We start from the raw sequence: 15,634 nt of genomic DNA, 5'->3' as shown, positions 1-15,634 counted from the left end.
AGAAGAAGCCCAACTGCTCTTTCAAGTGATTGCTGCAAGTTACGAACGACGAAGCCTCATCATTACGACCAATCTCGAATTCTCCAAGTGGGGAGGCATCTTCACCGACGACCAGATGGCTGCGGCGATGATTGACCGTCTTGCTCATCACGGACAGCTCATTGTTTTTGAAGGAGAAAGTTACCGCCTTAAGCACGCATTAATGCGTCAAAAGTGACCGATTAACTGGAAATTCCACAGGGAATTTCATGATAAAACCAGGGAATTCCTGATGATAAAACCAGGGAAAAACCGATGATTATACCAGGGAAAAGCTGTTGATAAAACCAGGGAATTTCACTTGACAAAACACATAAGATAACTTCGTTCCACTAAGTGCCTCTTGAGCTACCTTGATTCGTTGCTCATCATATAGGATATTGCTTTTCATACGTCTCATTCCCCCTCACCAATATTGTACCTTATTGCATATTGATGACTCCAATCTAATTAGGGGGCTTCAGAGCTTTGTTTTTGATTATGCAGAAATTGCGTATAACGTTGTTGTGTTCCCGAACCCTCACCACCTTAAAGGAGCGTAGCGACTGGCCGCGATGCGGTTAGGTGGTGCAGGGTTGTCTGCCCGATTCCACTTCCTCGAAATGCCTCGGGCAGACCAAGTGGCGTAGCCCCGTAGCGGGAAAACGGTGTTATCGGATGTTGAGGCCTACTATGAGTTACTTTCAAAATCATTTGAATTAAAGGGTTTCTAACTTATCAAATAACTCATCAATATTGGACATAGAATAAACATAAGTATCGTACTTCTTATCTATATTTAGCCGTTTAATTCTGTTCATTTGGTCTTTATCAGTTAAAACATAATTACAAAATGGCAGCAATGTTGAAATATTAGATATATCAGTCGGATCTCCACTATCAATCAATTTCCTTTTTGAAATAAATAAATCAGCGGTCATCCTTGCATTAATATCTACAAATGGAAGATTCTTATATTCAACTGATTTAAGAAACTCAAGATAACCAGTTAACCCATTTGATTTATACCTCTTCCAATAAGTTAGGGGAAGTGCGAGCATATTATTGATTTGATTAAATTCTCTTTCAGTAAATGGCACCTTATTTCTTGATTTATACATTAGTGTTTCATATACATATCTAGTTGCGCTATAGTGGCCCATCAACTCATCCTCTAACTGCTTGTGAAAATCTTTATCTATATAATAGTTTTCTTTAGCACTTTGTAATTCATCCAAATTTAGTTTTTTTGTGTGTTTTCTTCTACTAATCTCTTCTGAGGTTGAATTAACAACAACGGATATGATAAATGGACTAGTAGTTTTAATCTCTTCTAACGGATCCTTATAAATAGCATCTTTATATGTGAGTATAGGTATCTCGTTCGTTTCATACAATTTGATTGCTTTAAATACTTGCGTCTGTTGTATATCTTCGTTAGCCTTAAACCTGATACCAAGTGTCAAACCCAATATATTGTTAATTACGTCCTTTAGATCTTCCTCTATTTCTTCTTCATGATCACCTAATGGACAAATTAGCTTTCTCTCCACGACTTTCATTTTAATCAAATCGTATAGTTTCTGAACTCTATTATCGGATGATTTTCCTATTTTTGTCTTATATATCTCAATTATTGCAAGGGTGTCTAGCCAGATAATAGGTATTGGTGATTTTTCTATTTTTATCTTCTTCATTGAATCGCATCCTGTAATATTAATATTTGCCTTCAATTTCCGATAACGTTGTTGTATTCACGAACTCGAAAGGCTTAAGGGAGCGTCAGCGACTGGGTGGCTCCGCCACTTAGCCTTGCAGGGTTGTCTGCCTGAGTCCGCTTCTTCGAAATCTCCTCGGGCAGATCAAGGGGCGACAGCCCCGCAGCGGGAATACGGTGTTAGGTGATGGTCAGGTCATCTTCGATATTACTTGCAAAATGCTCTTCTATATGGTGTTAAATTTCATTATTTATAGTTTCTTGTTATGTATTGCTTGAATATAGTAATATCCCGTCTCTTCGAATCCAACCTGTTCTTCCCCAAAATTTATTTCCAATTTCATTAACTGCAATCACCATGATATGACACTTACATATACCTTCTAATTTTAATTTCTTTAAACTACTTACCACTAATTTCTTGCCCAGTGCTTTGCCTCGATATTCTGGATCAACTGCTACATGGTAAATATATCCCCGCCTACCATCATGTCCACACAATATCGTCCCTATTACGCGCTCCTTATCTACACATACACAACTCATACCATTGTTTCTGTTTAAATAGTAATTAATTGATTCTTTAGAATCAGCTTCACTTAACGCCATGCCCTCTGTACGTTGCCATAATTCTATTGACATCTCATAATCATTAATAGTCATTTCTCTTATTTCATACATCTTGAAATCCCCCAAATATAATGATTTAAAATATGGTTTTATCCGGGTTTACCTGACTTTCACTTAACGTTGTTGTATTCACGAACCCGAAAGGCTTAAAGGAGCGTTAGCGACTGGGTGGCTCCGCCACTTAGCCTTGCAGGGTTGTCTGCTTGACTCAGCTTCCTCGAAATGTCTCTCGCAGACCAAGGGGCGCAGCCCCGCCGCGGGAAAACGGTGTTAGACGAAGCTCTTGACCTCATCGAATAATTTTCAAATGCTTCTTTACGGTCTTAATAATCTCTTCTACCAAAATATCCTTGCCTACAAGTCCATCAATAACTATATCTAAGTTTGGTTTTACAGTATTTAACATAGTGACGTATGCTTCTCTCGCACCAGACAAATATGATTCCATGTCAATTCTAATCTCTTTAGTTGTTATTTGATTTCTCAATATTCGTCTTGCCATTGCCACATCTAATGGGGTATCAATAAATATTGCTAAATCTACATATTCTTTCATTTCGTGATTCAAGTAAGCAAATGGGTAATCTAGCAATATATATTCATTACAATGGTCTTTGTTATCCAATATCGTAGTTAAATCATTTATCAGAGGTTGTAATTTCCATTCATTATAGTTCCCTCCACGTCTAACCCACTCTATTAAATTTTCTGGTCCTTCAAAATCATATTCATCGAAAAATAATGCAGTAGAATTAGTCAATCGCTTGTTTAAAAGTTGTATTGCTGTAGTCTTTCCACCACCTGAAACCGCTGAGATTGCTATAACAAAAGGTGTTTTCAAGTTTACCCTCCTGAAAATACGAAAATGGTTGTAGCTGGTCTAATTGTATTATCAAGAGTTTCGTCTAACGTTCAGGCATTCACGAACCCTCACTGCCTTAAGTGACCGAAGGGAACGGCCGCGATGCGGTTTGGCAGTGTAGGGTTGTCCGCCTGGTTCAACTTCCTCGGAATTCCTCTGGCGGACCAAGGGACGTAAGCCCCGCAGCGGGAAAACGGTGTTATAAGATGTGGCCGCCTTCTTTGAATTACATTCACAATTGTTCTTTAATTTGTGTCTTCATAATATTCAATAGCTTTCTGTATAATCCAATTTCCTTGTAGTTCTTTATCTTTACTTAATTCATAAATATAGTCTTTAATATTCTTACTCTTGATCTTCCCTAATGCCATTGCAAGAAATGTCCTGGCACCTCTTTCATCGTTTAAAAATATATTTATCAAAGAGTCTTCATGGTCTTTTAATAAATTATTTGAAAATTCTTTAATAACGTATGAAGCTTCGAGAGCAGAGTCACCAAAATCATCAAAATCACCTGAGATCTCAATTAAAGAATTTAATAATTTTTGTTGTTTAACTGGATATTCGCTTTAAAATACTCTTCTGCTTTCTTCGATGAATGAGCAGATAGAATTAGAAGCTCTTTAATTTCTGAATTGCTTATTTCATTCGAATCCAATATCTTCTTTGCTTGCTCATCATAAGAAGTATTCATTATTTTCCTCTTCTTTTTTAAATGTTTTTTTGATTTTATAGTATTTCGGACATTTCTTATAACGTTGTTGTATTCACGAACCCGAAAGGCTTAAAGGAGCGTCAGCGACTAGGTGGCTCCGCCACTTAGCCTTGCAGGGTTGTCTGCCTGAAATCACTTCCCCGAAATCCTTCGGGCTGACCAAGGGGCGTCAGCCCCGCAACGTGAATACGGTGTTATAAGATGGCTGGGCCTTCTTGAGATACTTACAAAATAATTTCTACTCTATTCTAAAGTTTTCTTTAATTAGATTTCCTTGTTATCTTTGTTTATCCATTTATTCAATATTTCTTTATTTGTTAATATTTCAATCGTCTTTATAAAAAACCAAGTGAATCCGGCGTAAAATCCCACAAGTGGATAACGGAAGGAGGCTGGTTTATTTCCTTCAAAATAAAAGTGCCCGATCCAGGATAACAAATAATGTATCATTGCAAGTTATTGTCACTCTGAGATCAATAAACAAATATATCCATGCAATGAAAGCGGACAAAAAAGCAAAATAATGTAATATTCTATTGTACTTGTTCTGATGTTCTGTAAGATAATATTTTAAATCACTTCGCACTCGATTCAACAAAACATCACTCTCATCTCAATATTTTTTCGAGCTGTGTTCTTCTATATTAGGGGTTCATTTTTTATAGTTTTTAATAGATTTGCCCAGCTTTCTTATAACGTTCTTGTGTTCCCGACGTCCACCGTAGGTGGATGTGTCCGACTGAATAATCTTCCTCGAATTCCTTCGGTCGGACCAAGGGGCGCAAGCCCCGCAGTGGGAAAACGTTGTTACACGACGGGTCTTTGAGATACCCACATTCTTCTCCGAAATTGCATTCATTTGGGTTTCTGATCTGCCTGTCTTTCATAGCTGTTTCTCTTGTCTGCTTCAAATAGTGCCATCGGCGATTGCTTCCCTGAACATCCTTCCGTGGCATGCTCTTGCTCAATTAGCAACAGTATCAAGAGCACGCCTATGGTTAATCACTCGAAAGTAATTGGAAATTTATTTTTCCGATCTTGCTTTTGGTCGTGTTCCTTAGTGCCATCGGCGATATCTTCATTGAATCTTCTTCCGTGGCATGCTCTTACTGATTCCTCATACTTATCATTAAAATGCTATCTCTGACTTTTCAGGTTGTTCCCCGTATTTTCCTTCGCCTGTCGTGTAACGTTTTATGTTCCCGACGTCCGCCGAAGGTGGATGTGTCCGTCTGAATTATCTTCCTCAAGATCCCTCGGACGGACCAATGGGCGTATGCCCCGCTGTGGGAAAACGTTGTTAATCGACTGGTCTTTGAGTTACCCACATTCTTCTCCGAAATTGCATTCATTTGGGTTTCTGATCTGCCTGTCTTTCATGGGTTATTTCTCTTGGTCTTCTTCTATCTCTAGTGCCATCGGCGATTGCTTCCCTGAACTTCCTTCCGTGGCATGCACTTGCTCAATTCGCTACATTATCAAGAACACGCCTATGGCTGATCACTCGAAAGTAACTGGATATTTATCTCTTTCGATCTTGCTGTTGATCTAATTCTTTAGTGCCATCGGCGATATCTTCATTGAATCTTCTTCCGTGGCATGCTCTTACTGATTCCTCATACATATCATTAGAATGCTATCACTGTTTTTCCAGGTTGTTCACCGTATTTTCCTTCGCCTGTCGTGTAACGTTGTTGTATTCACGAACCCTGCGAGGCTTAAGGCGCGTATCGCCGGGTGGCTCCGCCACTTAGCCTCGCAGGGTTGTCTGCCCGATTCTTCTTCCCCGAAATCCTTCCGGCAGACCAAGGGAGCGTAGCGACCGCAGCTTGAATACGGTGTTATGTGATGGAAGCGCCTTCTTTGAATTGCTAGCAAATTAAGTTTTAAAAAGGGGGCGGTCTTTAATACGATCTTTACGAATTAATATGGCTTTCATTCTCCCTCTGATAAATGGCTATGACATCTTTAGAATGATACTCTGTTAACTCTTCATATCTCCTATAGAATTCCTTATATTTCTCCATATCTTCGTGATTTTCTGGTTTAGTTAAGTGCATCATAAGATCTCCCATTAATTGAGTTAGTTTTATTCTTAATTCAGTTTTCCTTATCCATAATTCTTTGTAATTTGCATATCCTTCCCATGTATTAAAGGCAGTAAGAGCTGCGCTTAATACTAATGCCATATTAGAGAACCAACCTAGTTTTAATCCCAATAATACTGTCACGGAAAATGATAATATGATATTAATGATCTTTAAGCTATCCATTCTTTTCTTATATTTCTTCTCATCCATAAAAGCCTTTTGTGCTAGATTTGTTAATGAATTAATTAAAAAATCATATCTACTAGATGCTTTGATAGTCATAATTTATCTCCTTTTTTTATATATTTGCTTTTCTTTCACATAACGTTGTTGTATTCACGAACCCGAGAGGCTTAAGGCGCGGTAGCGCCGGATCGAAGACTTAGCCTCGCAGGGTTGTCTGCATGCATCCGCTTCTTCGAAATCCCCTCTGGCAGACCAAGGGGCGACAGCCCCGCAGCGTGAATACGGTGTTAAGCGAAGTGACTGGCATCCTGAATAACCTACTAGGGTCTATATTGTTCTTCAAGTAATGTTACGTTTCCATCAGTTATCAAGATATTAAATAATCGTTCTTGATTTTGATTAGATACCTCGGATATAAACTTATTAAATTCTATGTTTTTAGTTAGAGCTCCCTCCAAAACATATATTAACGTATTCTCCTCTAGTAACACCTTGTCATAATCTATTTGTTTATTCCTTATATAAAAACCATTGGGAGTATCACTTGGATTATGATCCTCTTTAGCTGCCATTATTGCTTCATCTCCTGAGAACCAGTCGACATAGTCTAGTATCAAATAATATTTGTCTTTTTCTTTCTTGAGTTCTTTGATAAATGCCAACTTCTTTTTAATCCCAGGCAATCTTTCAATAACACGATTTAATATTTGTATACTCTTTTCGTTATCAGATTGCGTCATAAATACTGTATCAAATGTGCGTAGTTTTACTGTTAATTCTGTTATTGTATCCCTTTGGTTTTGATTTTCACTTCTTAGATTATTAAGTTCAGTTTGCAAATTAGTGGTTATCTTCGATAATTCATCTTGTTGCAATATAATGGTTGAATATTCTTTTTCCCCTGGACCGAAATTTGGATAAATCCAGAAAGCCGTTACAACCACAATGATACATATTGCAGGTAGAATAAATTTCACTAGATATTTCAATGTTTCACCTTCTTTCTAATCATTCCGGTCATTTCGCTTAACGTTCTGGTATTCACGAACCCTCACTGACTTAAGGCCGTTAGGCCGGGCGCGATGCGCTTAGTCGGTGCAGGGTTGTCTGTTGAATCCGCTTCCTCGAAAATCTCTGCAGACCAAGGGCCGTAAGGCCCGCCGCGTGAATACGGTGTTTTGCGTAGTTACTGGCTTCTTCGAGTATGCCCTCGTTTCCTTATTATTCTTTGTTTTAACTTTCGCCTATGTTTATTAATTAAAAATGAAGATTTCACCTTGAATTTATCTTTAAAATATGTGAACGAAGATATAGCGTAAATAACAGTTATAAATCCGAGCACAACTTCCAATAAAACTATTAATCGTGGAAAGTTCCCTACTGGGCTGATATCACTGAAGCCTACAGTAAAGATAATAGTGCTTAAATACAAAAATGAAATGAATTGACTAACTATTCCTTCCCCCACATTACCTTGAAAAGCGGTGTTTCCTGATACTCGATATACTGTTGTATAAATTAGGGCAAAATATATACAGGATGATATAGCGGCATATCCGATCCTAAATAGTGCTCCTGTTATATTGTTATCTACTGAGGATTGAGCGATTCTTTCAAAAATGTATAAAATATAAAATCCTTTAATCATGAAACTGAAAAGAAATAGACAAATAAAGATTTCAGTTTTATTATCTCCAAATATGTCCATTACTGAGCCAAAGCTAGCAAGGTTAGCTAAATAAAATAATATTGGAATTGTTATAGGGGTAAAAACTAAAGCCTTTGCTGAGATTAAGGATTCCAATTTATAGAAAATGAACATTAATAATAACAAAAGTAATAATGCTAAGATTGCCTGAAAAGCCCCCACAGTTGACACCTACTTTATAAAATTGGTTTCCAGTAATTACGCATAACGTTCAGGCATTCACGAACCCTCACTGCCTTAAGTGACCGAAGGGAACGGCCGCGATGCGGTTTGGCAGTGTAGGGTTGTCCGCCTGGTTCAACTTCCTCGGAATTCCTCTGGCGGACCAAGGGGCGCGATAGCGACCCGCAGCGTGAATGCGGTGTTATAAGATGTCAGCGCCTTCTTCGAAATACCTACACATATCAATTATCGTATCCTGTTCGTTAGTTAAGTGGTTCTTCGTTTACATTACGAGTTATTTAGTGGAAAGTTCGTCAATCGCTTGAATAGATAGTTCCAGCGCTTTAATTCTTCTTTCTAAAAGTGTTCTTTGGGGACTACCAGTCTTTGACTTAGCATAACTGTTCTCAATTGATGGTAATAAACCAGTAATAACATTTCGAGCTTCTGTTAAATCTTCCAGGGTATAATGATGGGGGCTTTGATTCCAAACGTTTTCTAGTATAGCTAAGCCTATGTAAACAGCTTTGAGTCTTTTCTTTACTAGAGTAGTATTTGCGCCATTATGTGTCATTTGGGATAAGGCATTCTGAAGCTTACTAATTGTCGATTGCAAAGATTTTATTGATTCCCACTTATCTAAATTTGATACGTTTTCCATGTTAGTATTGTCCTTTCTTCGTACCTATTTGAAGTAATTTGCCCGTTCTTTATAGTCTAAAAAGAAATTGTCATTGTTTTTTTCGGTTTGCGCTGATTTCTTATAACGTGTTTGTGTTCCCGATGTCCACCGAAGGTGGATGTGTCCGACTGAAACTTCATCCCCGAAATCCTTCGGTCGGACCAAGGGGCGTACGCCCCGCAGTGGGAAAACGTTGTTACACGACTGGTATTTGAGTTACCCACATTCTTCTCCGAAATTGCATTCATCTGGGTTTCAGATCTGCCTGTCTTTCATGGTTGTTTCTCTTGCTCTTCTTCTATCTCTAGTGCCATCGGCGATTGCTTCCCTGAACTTCCTTCCGTGGCATGCACTTGCTCAATTCGCTACAATATCAAGAACACGCCTTGATCACTCGAAAGTAATTGGATATTTATTCCTTTCGATCTTGTTGGTGGTCTTGTTCCTTAGTGCCATCGGCACTATCTTCATTGAATCATCTTCCGTGGCATGCTCTTACTGATTCCTCATACGTATCAATAGAATGCTATCACTGACTTTCCAGATCGTTCCCCGTATTTTCCTTCGCCTGTCGTGTAACGTAAAATCTGCGACATATGTCGTTTTATCATCCTTCATGAGAGGAATCTGTGTTAATTATATTTCCACTACTCGGAAATATTCGATCTAAAGGGCTCATTACGCGGCGTGCGTCTTTCACACTTACATGGGTATAAATTTGCGTAGTTTTGATATTTTCATGACCGAGAAGTTCTTGAATGTAGCGTAAATCGGTGCCACCTTCAAGCAAATGCGTTGCGAAGGAATGACGGAGCGTATGAATGGTTGCCGGTTTTCGGATTCCTGCTACATCACGTGCACGATCAAATACTCGTTGAATACTCCTTTCTGTGATTGGGCGATCACGGTCAACTCCAGGAAAAAGCCAAGTATGAGGACTTTCCTTCTCCAAATAGATACAAATCATTTCATAAGCCGATCGCGACAATAAGGTTAATCGCTCTTTTCTGCCTTTGCCTTGCCGTATATGAACTACGAAACGCTCATTATCAAGGTCATGTAGCTTAAGACGGACAACTTCTCCAACTCGCAAACCGGAAGAATAGGTAAGCGTGGGAGATTCATAATGAATTCGGGACGTCCAAATACCTTTCCAAAAAAAAGCTTTAACGCACTCATGGCCTGATTAATATAAGAATGTGAGCGTTCTTGCCCAAATATGCCCAGTATATAAGAATGTACATTCTTGACATTTAATTGTAAAAACACTTCTGAATGAGTTAGGCAAAATCTTCGGATATGACCTTCGTATGCTTTTTTCGTTTTAGGGCTGAATCCTTTAAGAGTCATCAGATTTGTAAACTTAACCGAATATTCACGTATGGCCTTAGCTGTTGCAGCGTCGTAAGGAAACCATTTTTGAATAAGATGTTCTTCCAATCGCAACGAAGTTTCGAAATGAACATGCTCTCCCTCAAATAATTCATGTAGTAGCTGGACCGTTGCTTCATTATCTGGGACTGTCCATTCTAACTTCGCTATAACCCATACGCGACAAGGAATCTTGCGGATTTTTAAAACAACATCTGCTTGGTAACCATTTGATTTAATAATGAAGAGATTATTAATTTGAGTAATATAAATCAATAGTGGACCGCCCCTTTATTCAATTCAATAAATCCCAAAATATCCCTGCATTCTTCCGCACTTTGTGCTCAATTAAATTAGATGTGAAAACTTAAAGAGACGTTCGTCGTTCTTAGATCCAAACAAAAAAGGACAGCCCTCCCAATGGAGTGACAGTCCCGATGCTTTCGGATTATTCATTCGAATAAAGTATACATGATAAGTATTGCGTGTCAGCTTATAGTATTTATAATGACTTATTAGGTGTAGAGAACGAGTAAATAGCTTGTTAATTAGGGGAATATGAATATTTTATTGGGCTAACCGCACTTGGGGCAGGTCTCAGGATGAGTTTACTGCTTCGGCATCCGTTTGATTTGAATAAATACATAGCGAGGATACTAGATTCGTTGGGTTGAAAAAAAGCCATCCAGGATGAACGCATCTCGAATGGCTGTTCACTTACTTATTCATTTCCTTCATGAAAATGCTCTTTACAAAACGCTTCAACTGCGGCAACTTCATCATCCTCTAAATCAAAATCCAAATAGAGCTGCGTCGTTTTCTCGTAAAGCTCGTATTTCATAATTCCAGACTTTTCCTCTTCCACGCTATAGATCGCTCTGATATATAAGCCGCTTTCCGAGTATAATTCGTCATCTTCCTCAACCTCAATATCAATGAGAAATTCATATCGCTGCCCCGTCAAAATCCCAAATGGATCTTTCACTAATTCCACGGTGTAACTTGTCATTGTAAACATTGAACCACCCCTTTTTCATCTGCAGGTTATAGTATACCTGAAAATACGAAAAAAGCTAAACTTTCGGGAATGTATCTTTTCATTTATTCTCCATCGTTACTCGACCTATTCTGTTTTCGCGACCAGTTTCTAGGATTTAAGTACCGTCTATATTTTCTCGCCACTTCTTTACCAAGAATGATGCCGCCTGTCCAGAACGCAATCTCGCTAACGATAAGAAGACCAGCGATCCAACCAGCGATCTCACTTCCAGTTGAACGAAGAATGGAATGGTAAATGCCGATAAAAGTGCAATCCCAGAGACGATCAGCAGCGCAATACCCAGTTTTTTCAAATCTAACAACCCCCTACTTTCATCTCCTACCCCTAAACTCTACTTGGATTTTCCAACATTATCAAGTTTCATAAGATAGTTGAGTGCATAGAGCAGGAAGATAATCAAGAATATGTTAACAGGGGGGTGAACATGAATTGTTTCGCTTGCAAAGGAGCGGCTATATGGGAGCATCGACACGAATTGGACGGTTGAGCGGCTTACGGTTAGGGGATGGGTTCGGTGGTGAGTGACCACATAAGAATCCGGTTTTCGCGAACCGATAACTTATACTTTTTTATGCAAAAAAAAGACCGCACAGCCAAAGCTGTTGCGATCTTCTTTTAAACCATATCCGTAAACCATCTACTCCTTACTTAAGGCGCGTTCGGTCCTACCTCAGTTACCACCAATGGATGTTTCCCAAAGGATGTGCTTGAAGATCGTTCATCAGCTCCAATATCCGTGGTGGCGCGTGTTTCTCCATCCATATCCTCTGTCACAAAGGTGTAGGTTCCCAATGCAGCGTTGATCGCCGGACTGCCGGAAGACAATTTCTGCAAGCCGTTTACAGTTGTAAGCAGCGGATTTACTCCCCAAATTTGGGCAGTCGTTCTCGAACTATTATTGCTTACTGTACTGCCGAACCCCATATTCCCTTCGAATACGTTGTTGGTAGTCACAACTTCATCATAAAGAGTACCCGTGGAATTTCTCACGATATTATTAGCTATTCTGCTGTCCTGAGTGGCAAACGCTTTACTGGAACCAACAATAATTCCCGTCGTGCTGTTAACAATCGTATTGTTGACAACTTGCGCTCTGTAAATTTTCCACTGCGCTCTCGAGTCATCAGCCGTTGGATTGGAAGGATACCCACTTGTACCTCCATCATAATTGCCATTGTCAAGAATAATGGCGTTAGCCGTAAGATTCTCCATGTAATTGTTGTATATCTTATGGTCGTTGCCATAAATACGGATTCCCGCTTCTTCCGTTTCTACCCCATCGCCAAGGAAAAAGTTGCCGTAAAATGAGTTGAAATGACCATGCCTTGAGGTGAGCCCTCCTTTGGAGGTCTTGAAGGTATTGTAGCGAACCGTGTTATTACTGCTCTTCACAGACACGATTTCGGGTTCGCCATCGCAGTTCTCAAATAAATTGTACTGAATGGTATTAAACCCATTGGACAAGGAGATTCCCGATAATCCAAGGCGTATTGTTTCTTTGCCATTAGCTACCCATGGCCCTACATCATGAAAGTAATTATATTCGATGACGTCATACTGAGAGATGTTCCCGTTACCATCTCCTTGATAGGCAATTAGAGGATCCGTGTCGCTCTTGTTACCGAAGTCATTATGATCGATTCGATTATGATGACTATTGACTCCACTAACCTGAAGCCAGATTAGAGTGCTTCCGGTCGCTTGCAGCGCGAATAGATTTCGAGTAACTCTAATGTTATTAGACCCATCTAGGAGTAGGGCAGTATTTCCTAAGTTTGTAAATTTAAGTCCCTCGATAACGACATTGGACGAGTTTTGAATTTGTAAGGACGCTCCGCCAGAAATAATCGCTTGTCCTTGATTAGCCGCCTTGATCGTAATGGGGCTGCTCGCTGTGCCGTTTTTGTTACTCAAGACGAAAGGGCCTGTTTGTGTGTAACTCCCATTCGCGAGTACGATTGTGGTACCGGCACTGGCATTGCTCAAAGCCGTTGTTAGCTCAGCGGATGTGGAGACAGGTACACCAGGAGTAACTGGAACAACCCCATAAATTTCTACCTCCGTATAGCTGTTCCATGTGTTCAGGGAGTTGCCATGTCCAACAATTCGCACATAACGGACAGACGTTACATCAGGGAAGTCAAAAGTCTGCAAGCTTGTATTCAAACTGCTCGTTACGTTGGCCTGAACCGTTGTAAAATTCACGTTATCCGTGGAGGTTTGAATATCGCAACTGGAGGTTCTTGTATCCCCGCTTAAAAATGCAATCTTAATAAAGGAAACTTTGACATTCGATCCCAAATCGTACTTGATCCATTGCCCATTGCCGTTAGCAGACCAGCGAGTAGTTAAGCTTCCATCCACCGTATTAGCAGGCACATTCCCATCATCAGCGCTAGCAGTCACAGAAGCACCTGGGACGGAGAACTTGGAGTCCGCGGAAGCGCTTGCAGAAGTGTCTCCGTAAATTTCCGCCTCGGTGTAACTGTTCCATGCGTTCACGGAGTTGCCATGTCCAACAATCCGCACATAACGGACGGGATCTACATCCGGAAAATCAAAAATCTGCAGGCTTGTATTCAAACTGCTCGTCACGTTAGCCTGAACCGTCGTAAAATTTACATTATCCGTAGATATTTGTATATCAAAATTCGATGTTCGCGTATCCCCGTTTAAAAATGCAATTTTAATGAAAGATACTTTTTTAACGGTACCCAAATCGAACTTGATCCATTGCCCGTCACCACTAGCAGACCAACGGGTCGTTAAGCTACCATCGACGGTATTTGCAGGTACGTTCCCATCATCCGCACTTGCCGTCACACCAGATGGCGCGATCGACAATTTAGCGTCGGCTGCATAACCTGAAAAAGGGATCATGGCAAGAAACAAACTAACGAGTAACAGAACAATGCCTGCTTTTTTTCCTTTTCCCATTAAGAAATCCTCCTCTAATCTTGATTTCATTTTCAAATCAACCAATCCTTTCTAACTTTTGAACTCCTTTCATAGTCGTCGAGTGCGCACTCTCCCTCAATTTTAAATAAATCATCAAGATAATAAATCTTCATAATCGTAAATTGATCTTTAAAATCGAAACTACACACCCTCATTAGCTAATCTAGCTATTCAAATATGGATGTAAACGTAAAAAAGGGAGTGTCAGAGTTACCAGACATCCCTTCAGGGCGTTGCTTTTCACATTTTCACAACCAAAGAAGCGGCTGTCGGATAGCCATATTTCGACGCACCTCTGAACTTGATGGGCTTTTATCCAGCTCGTGCCACAGCTTCAACAAATCATCAGATTCGTAAGCAAGCCCCGCGAATAGTAGCAACGATATCCCGACAGGCCAATCTTCAAAGCACTCTACATCATGCCTGTAAGGCCATGCAGCTTTATTCATCAAATAAGGTGTCAGAAAATCAATTCCCTTCCGGATTCCTCTTCCATCGGGTAATTGATAATCCCATAGATTATCGTTCGGAGTGGATAGGATATGGCAGAGGGTGACCAGATTATCCAAAGCGAAGATGGAATAGGCGTAAGGCTTAGTTCGCGCTAATTCCCTCGGCAAGCTGCCGTTCTGATCCATTTGCTCAGCCAGCAAACGGGTCTTGAATTGTTCCCGGCAATAGGCAAGCATTTGTTCATTTCCGGTCATCCGTCCAAATGCAGCTGCTTGCACGAACCAGCAGATCCCATGATTATTGGTCGCGTCCCTTTCCTCAATGCCTTGGGGGTGTGTACTCATCCAATTCAAATAACTGGAGAACCACTCCACGAGGCCCTGCCTTGAAGTTTCCTCCTTACGCAATGCCTTTTGCAAAGCTTCAAAGGCGACCGTAACGTCTATCAAGTGAAGCGTATCGATAATCCCGATTCCCCTTCCCTCACATACGCCAGGAATCGCTTGGGCATACAACAGATGCGGATTCATTCGGGTCTGTTCATCCAAGAAAAACGCCTTCAAAAGCTGCATCGCTTTTGCCGCATATCGTTCGTCCTCCGTGATCCGATAGGCTGAAGCCAACCTGACCACATGCGTCCTCATAAGCCGCAGCGTGCTCCGGTGATGATCGAAATTGCCGGGGTTACTTTCCCCATCGCGACGAATATACGGCAGTCCATCCTCTGTATCCGGATTCGGCCACCAGTAGTCTCCATTCGAATAATAATCATACAAGCCCCCAGGGCTTCCATGAGCCATATGATCTGTTATATGTATCATCGGGGCGTGAAGCGATTCCTCCGCATCATGGATAATTCTGTCCATATCAAAGTAATCTTTCCATTGTTCCTTGTGTAACTTCATGATTCCCATCCTCATGCTCCTCCCCTGCCAATTACTAATCTTCCACCGGCAATTCAAGTAAAAGAAATTGACCTGTGACCTGCTAATTCCATAATGAAATAGCAGGTCCAGGCCAGT

18 protein-coding genes are annotated in these 15,634 nt (G+C 40.3%); 1 reads left to right on the top strand and 17 read right to left on the bottom strand.

The window, feature by feature from the left end:
- Nucleotides 1-13 precede the first annotated feature (13 nt).
- Nucleotides 14-217 carry an ATP-binding protein gene (locus tag G519_RS0103710; protein ID WP_409371982.1) on the top strand — a complete coding sequence of 68 codons (204 nt, stop codon included), beginning with the start codon at nt 14-16 and terminating at the stop codon, nt 215-217.
- An 81-nt stretch (nt 218-298) separates the two neighbouring features.
- On the opposite strand, the gene G519_RS52880 is transcribed toward G519_RS0103710, so the two are convergent.
- The 17 genes from G519_RS52880 to G519_RS0103635 all read right to left on the bottom strand — a co-directional run bounded on the left by G519_RS52880 (nt 299) and on the right by G519_RS0103635 (nt 15,526).
- The gene (locus G519_RS52880; RefSeq protein WP_279626865.1) at nt 299-430 is read right to left on the bottom strand and encodes a hypothetical protein; all 132 of its coding nucleotides are present in this window, start codon (nt 428-430) and stop codon (nt 299-301) included.
- A 307-nt stretch (nt 431-737) separates the two neighbouring features.
- On the bottom strand, nt 738-1,715 hold the full coding sequence (locus tag G519_RS0103700) for a hypothetical protein (RefSeq protein WP_029193536.1): 978 nt from the start codon (nt 1,713-1,715) through the stop codon (nt 738-740).
- A 284-nt stretch (nt 1,716-1,999) separates the two neighbouring features.
- Nucleotides 2,000-2,416 carry a GNAT family N-acetyltransferase gene (locus tag G519_RS0103695; protein WP_029193535.1) on the bottom strand — a complete coding sequence of 139 codons (417 nt, stop codon included), beginning with the start codon at nt 2,414-2,416 and terminating at the stop codon, nt 2,000-2,002.
- A 238-nt stretch (nt 2,417-2,654) separates the two neighbouring features.
- Entirely contained in the window at nt 2,655-3,206 is a 552-nt protein-coding gene (locus G519_RS0103690; protein ID WP_244279996.1) for a nucleoside/nucleotide kinase family protein, read from the bottom strand.
- A 556-nt stretch (nt 3,207-3,762) separates the two neighbouring features.
- The gene (locus G519_RS49880; protein WP_154669529.1) at nt 3,763-3,921 is read right to left on the bottom strand and encodes a hypothetical protein; all 159 of its coding nucleotides are present in this window, start codon (nt 3,919-3,921) and stop codon (nt 3,763-3,765) included.
- Nucleotides 3,922-4,206: 285 nt separating this feature from the next.
- The gene (locus tag G519_RS52875) at nt 4,207-4,392 is read right to left on the bottom strand and encodes an Mpo1-like protein (protein WP_268633506.1); all 186 of its coding nucleotides are present in this window, start codon (nt 4,390-4,392) and stop codon (nt 4,207-4,209) included.
- Nucleotides 4,349-4,528 carry an Mpo1-like protein gene (locus G519_RS52870; protein ID WP_268633507.1) on the bottom strand — a complete coding sequence of 60 codons (180 nt, stop codon included), beginning with the start codon at nt 4,526-4,528 and terminating at the stop codon, nt 4,349-4,351. The genes G519_RS52875 and G519_RS52870 overlap by 44 nt, the downstream gene beginning before the upstream one ends.
- A gap of 1,330 nt (nt 4,529-5,858) precedes the next feature.
- Nucleotides 5,859-6,314, bottom strand: a complete 456-nt coding sequence (locus G519_RS0103675) for an SLATT domain-containing protein (protein ID WP_029193533.1) — start codon at nt 6,312-6,314, stop codon at nt 5,859-5,861.
- A gap of 224 nt (nt 6,315-6,538) precedes the next feature.
- A complete protein-coding gene (locus G519_RS0103670) occupies nt 6,539-7,207 on the bottom strand; it encodes a hypothetical protein (RefSeq protein ID WP_029193532.1) in 669 nt (222 codons plus the stop codon).
- Between the two features lie 197 nt (nt 7,208-7,404).
- Nucleotides 7,405-8,088, bottom strand: a complete 684-nt coding sequence (locus tag G519_RS0103665; protein ID WP_029193531.1) for a hypothetical protein — start codon at nt 8,086-8,088, stop codon at nt 7,405-7,407.
- A 295-nt stretch (nt 8,089-8,383) separates the two neighbouring features.
- Complete coding sequence (locus G519_RS0103660; RefSeq protein WP_029193530.1) at nt 8,384-8,749, bottom strand: hypothetical protein; 366 nt, start codon at nt 8,747-8,749, stop codon at nt 8,384-8,386.
- Nucleotides 8,750-9,377: 628 nt separating this feature from the next.
- Complete coding sequence (locus G519_RS41595; RefSeq protein ID WP_051253038.1) at nt 9,378-9,863, bottom strand: tyrosine-type recombinase/integrase; 486 nt, start codon at nt 9,861-9,863, stop codon at nt 9,378-9,380.
- A complete protein-coding gene (locus G519_RS41590; RefSeq protein ID WP_036631962.1) occupies nt 9,803-10,417 on the bottom strand; it encodes a phage integrase N-terminal SAM-like domain-containing protein in 615 nt (204 codons plus the stop codon). The genes G519_RS41595 and G519_RS41590 overlap by 61 nt, the downstream gene beginning before the upstream one ends.
- A gap of 445 nt (nt 10,418-10,862) precedes the next feature.
- On the bottom strand, nt 10,863-11,159 hold the full coding sequence (locus G519_RS0103650; RefSeq protein ID WP_029193529.1) for a DUF6509 family protein: 297 nt from the start codon (nt 11,157-11,159) through the stop codon (nt 10,863-10,865).
- Nucleotides 11,160-11,295: 136 nt separating this feature from the next.
- A complete protein-coding gene (locus G519_RS0103645; RefSeq protein WP_029193528.1) occupies nt 11,296-11,493 on the bottom strand; it encodes a hypothetical protein in 198 nt (65 codons plus the stop codon).
- A gap of 356 nt (nt 11,494-11,849) precedes the next feature.
- Nucleotides 11,850-14,138, bottom strand: coding sequence for a chondroitinase-B domain-containing protein (locus G519_RS41585; protein ID WP_161632900.1), 2,289 nt, complete (start codon nt 14,136-14,138; stop codon nt 11,850-11,852).
- Between the two features lie 269 nt (nt 14,139-14,407).
- On the bottom strand, nt 14,408-15,526 hold the full coding sequence (locus tag G519_RS0103635; protein ID WP_244279995.1) for an alginate lyase family protein: 1,119 nt from the start codon (nt 15,524-15,526) through the stop codon (nt 14,408-14,410).
- Nucleotides 15,527-15,634: the final 108 nt, after the last annotated feature.

This window comes from Paenibacillus alginolyticus DSM 5050 = NBRC 15375, from assembly GCF_000422905.1.
GTDB lineage: Bacteria > Bacillota > Bacilli > Paenibacillales > NBRC-103111 > Paenibacillus_E > Paenibacillus_E alginolyticus.
The sequence above is the reverse complement of the archived record's forward strand: the minus strand, read 5'-3'. Positions and strand labels throughout refer to the sequence as shown.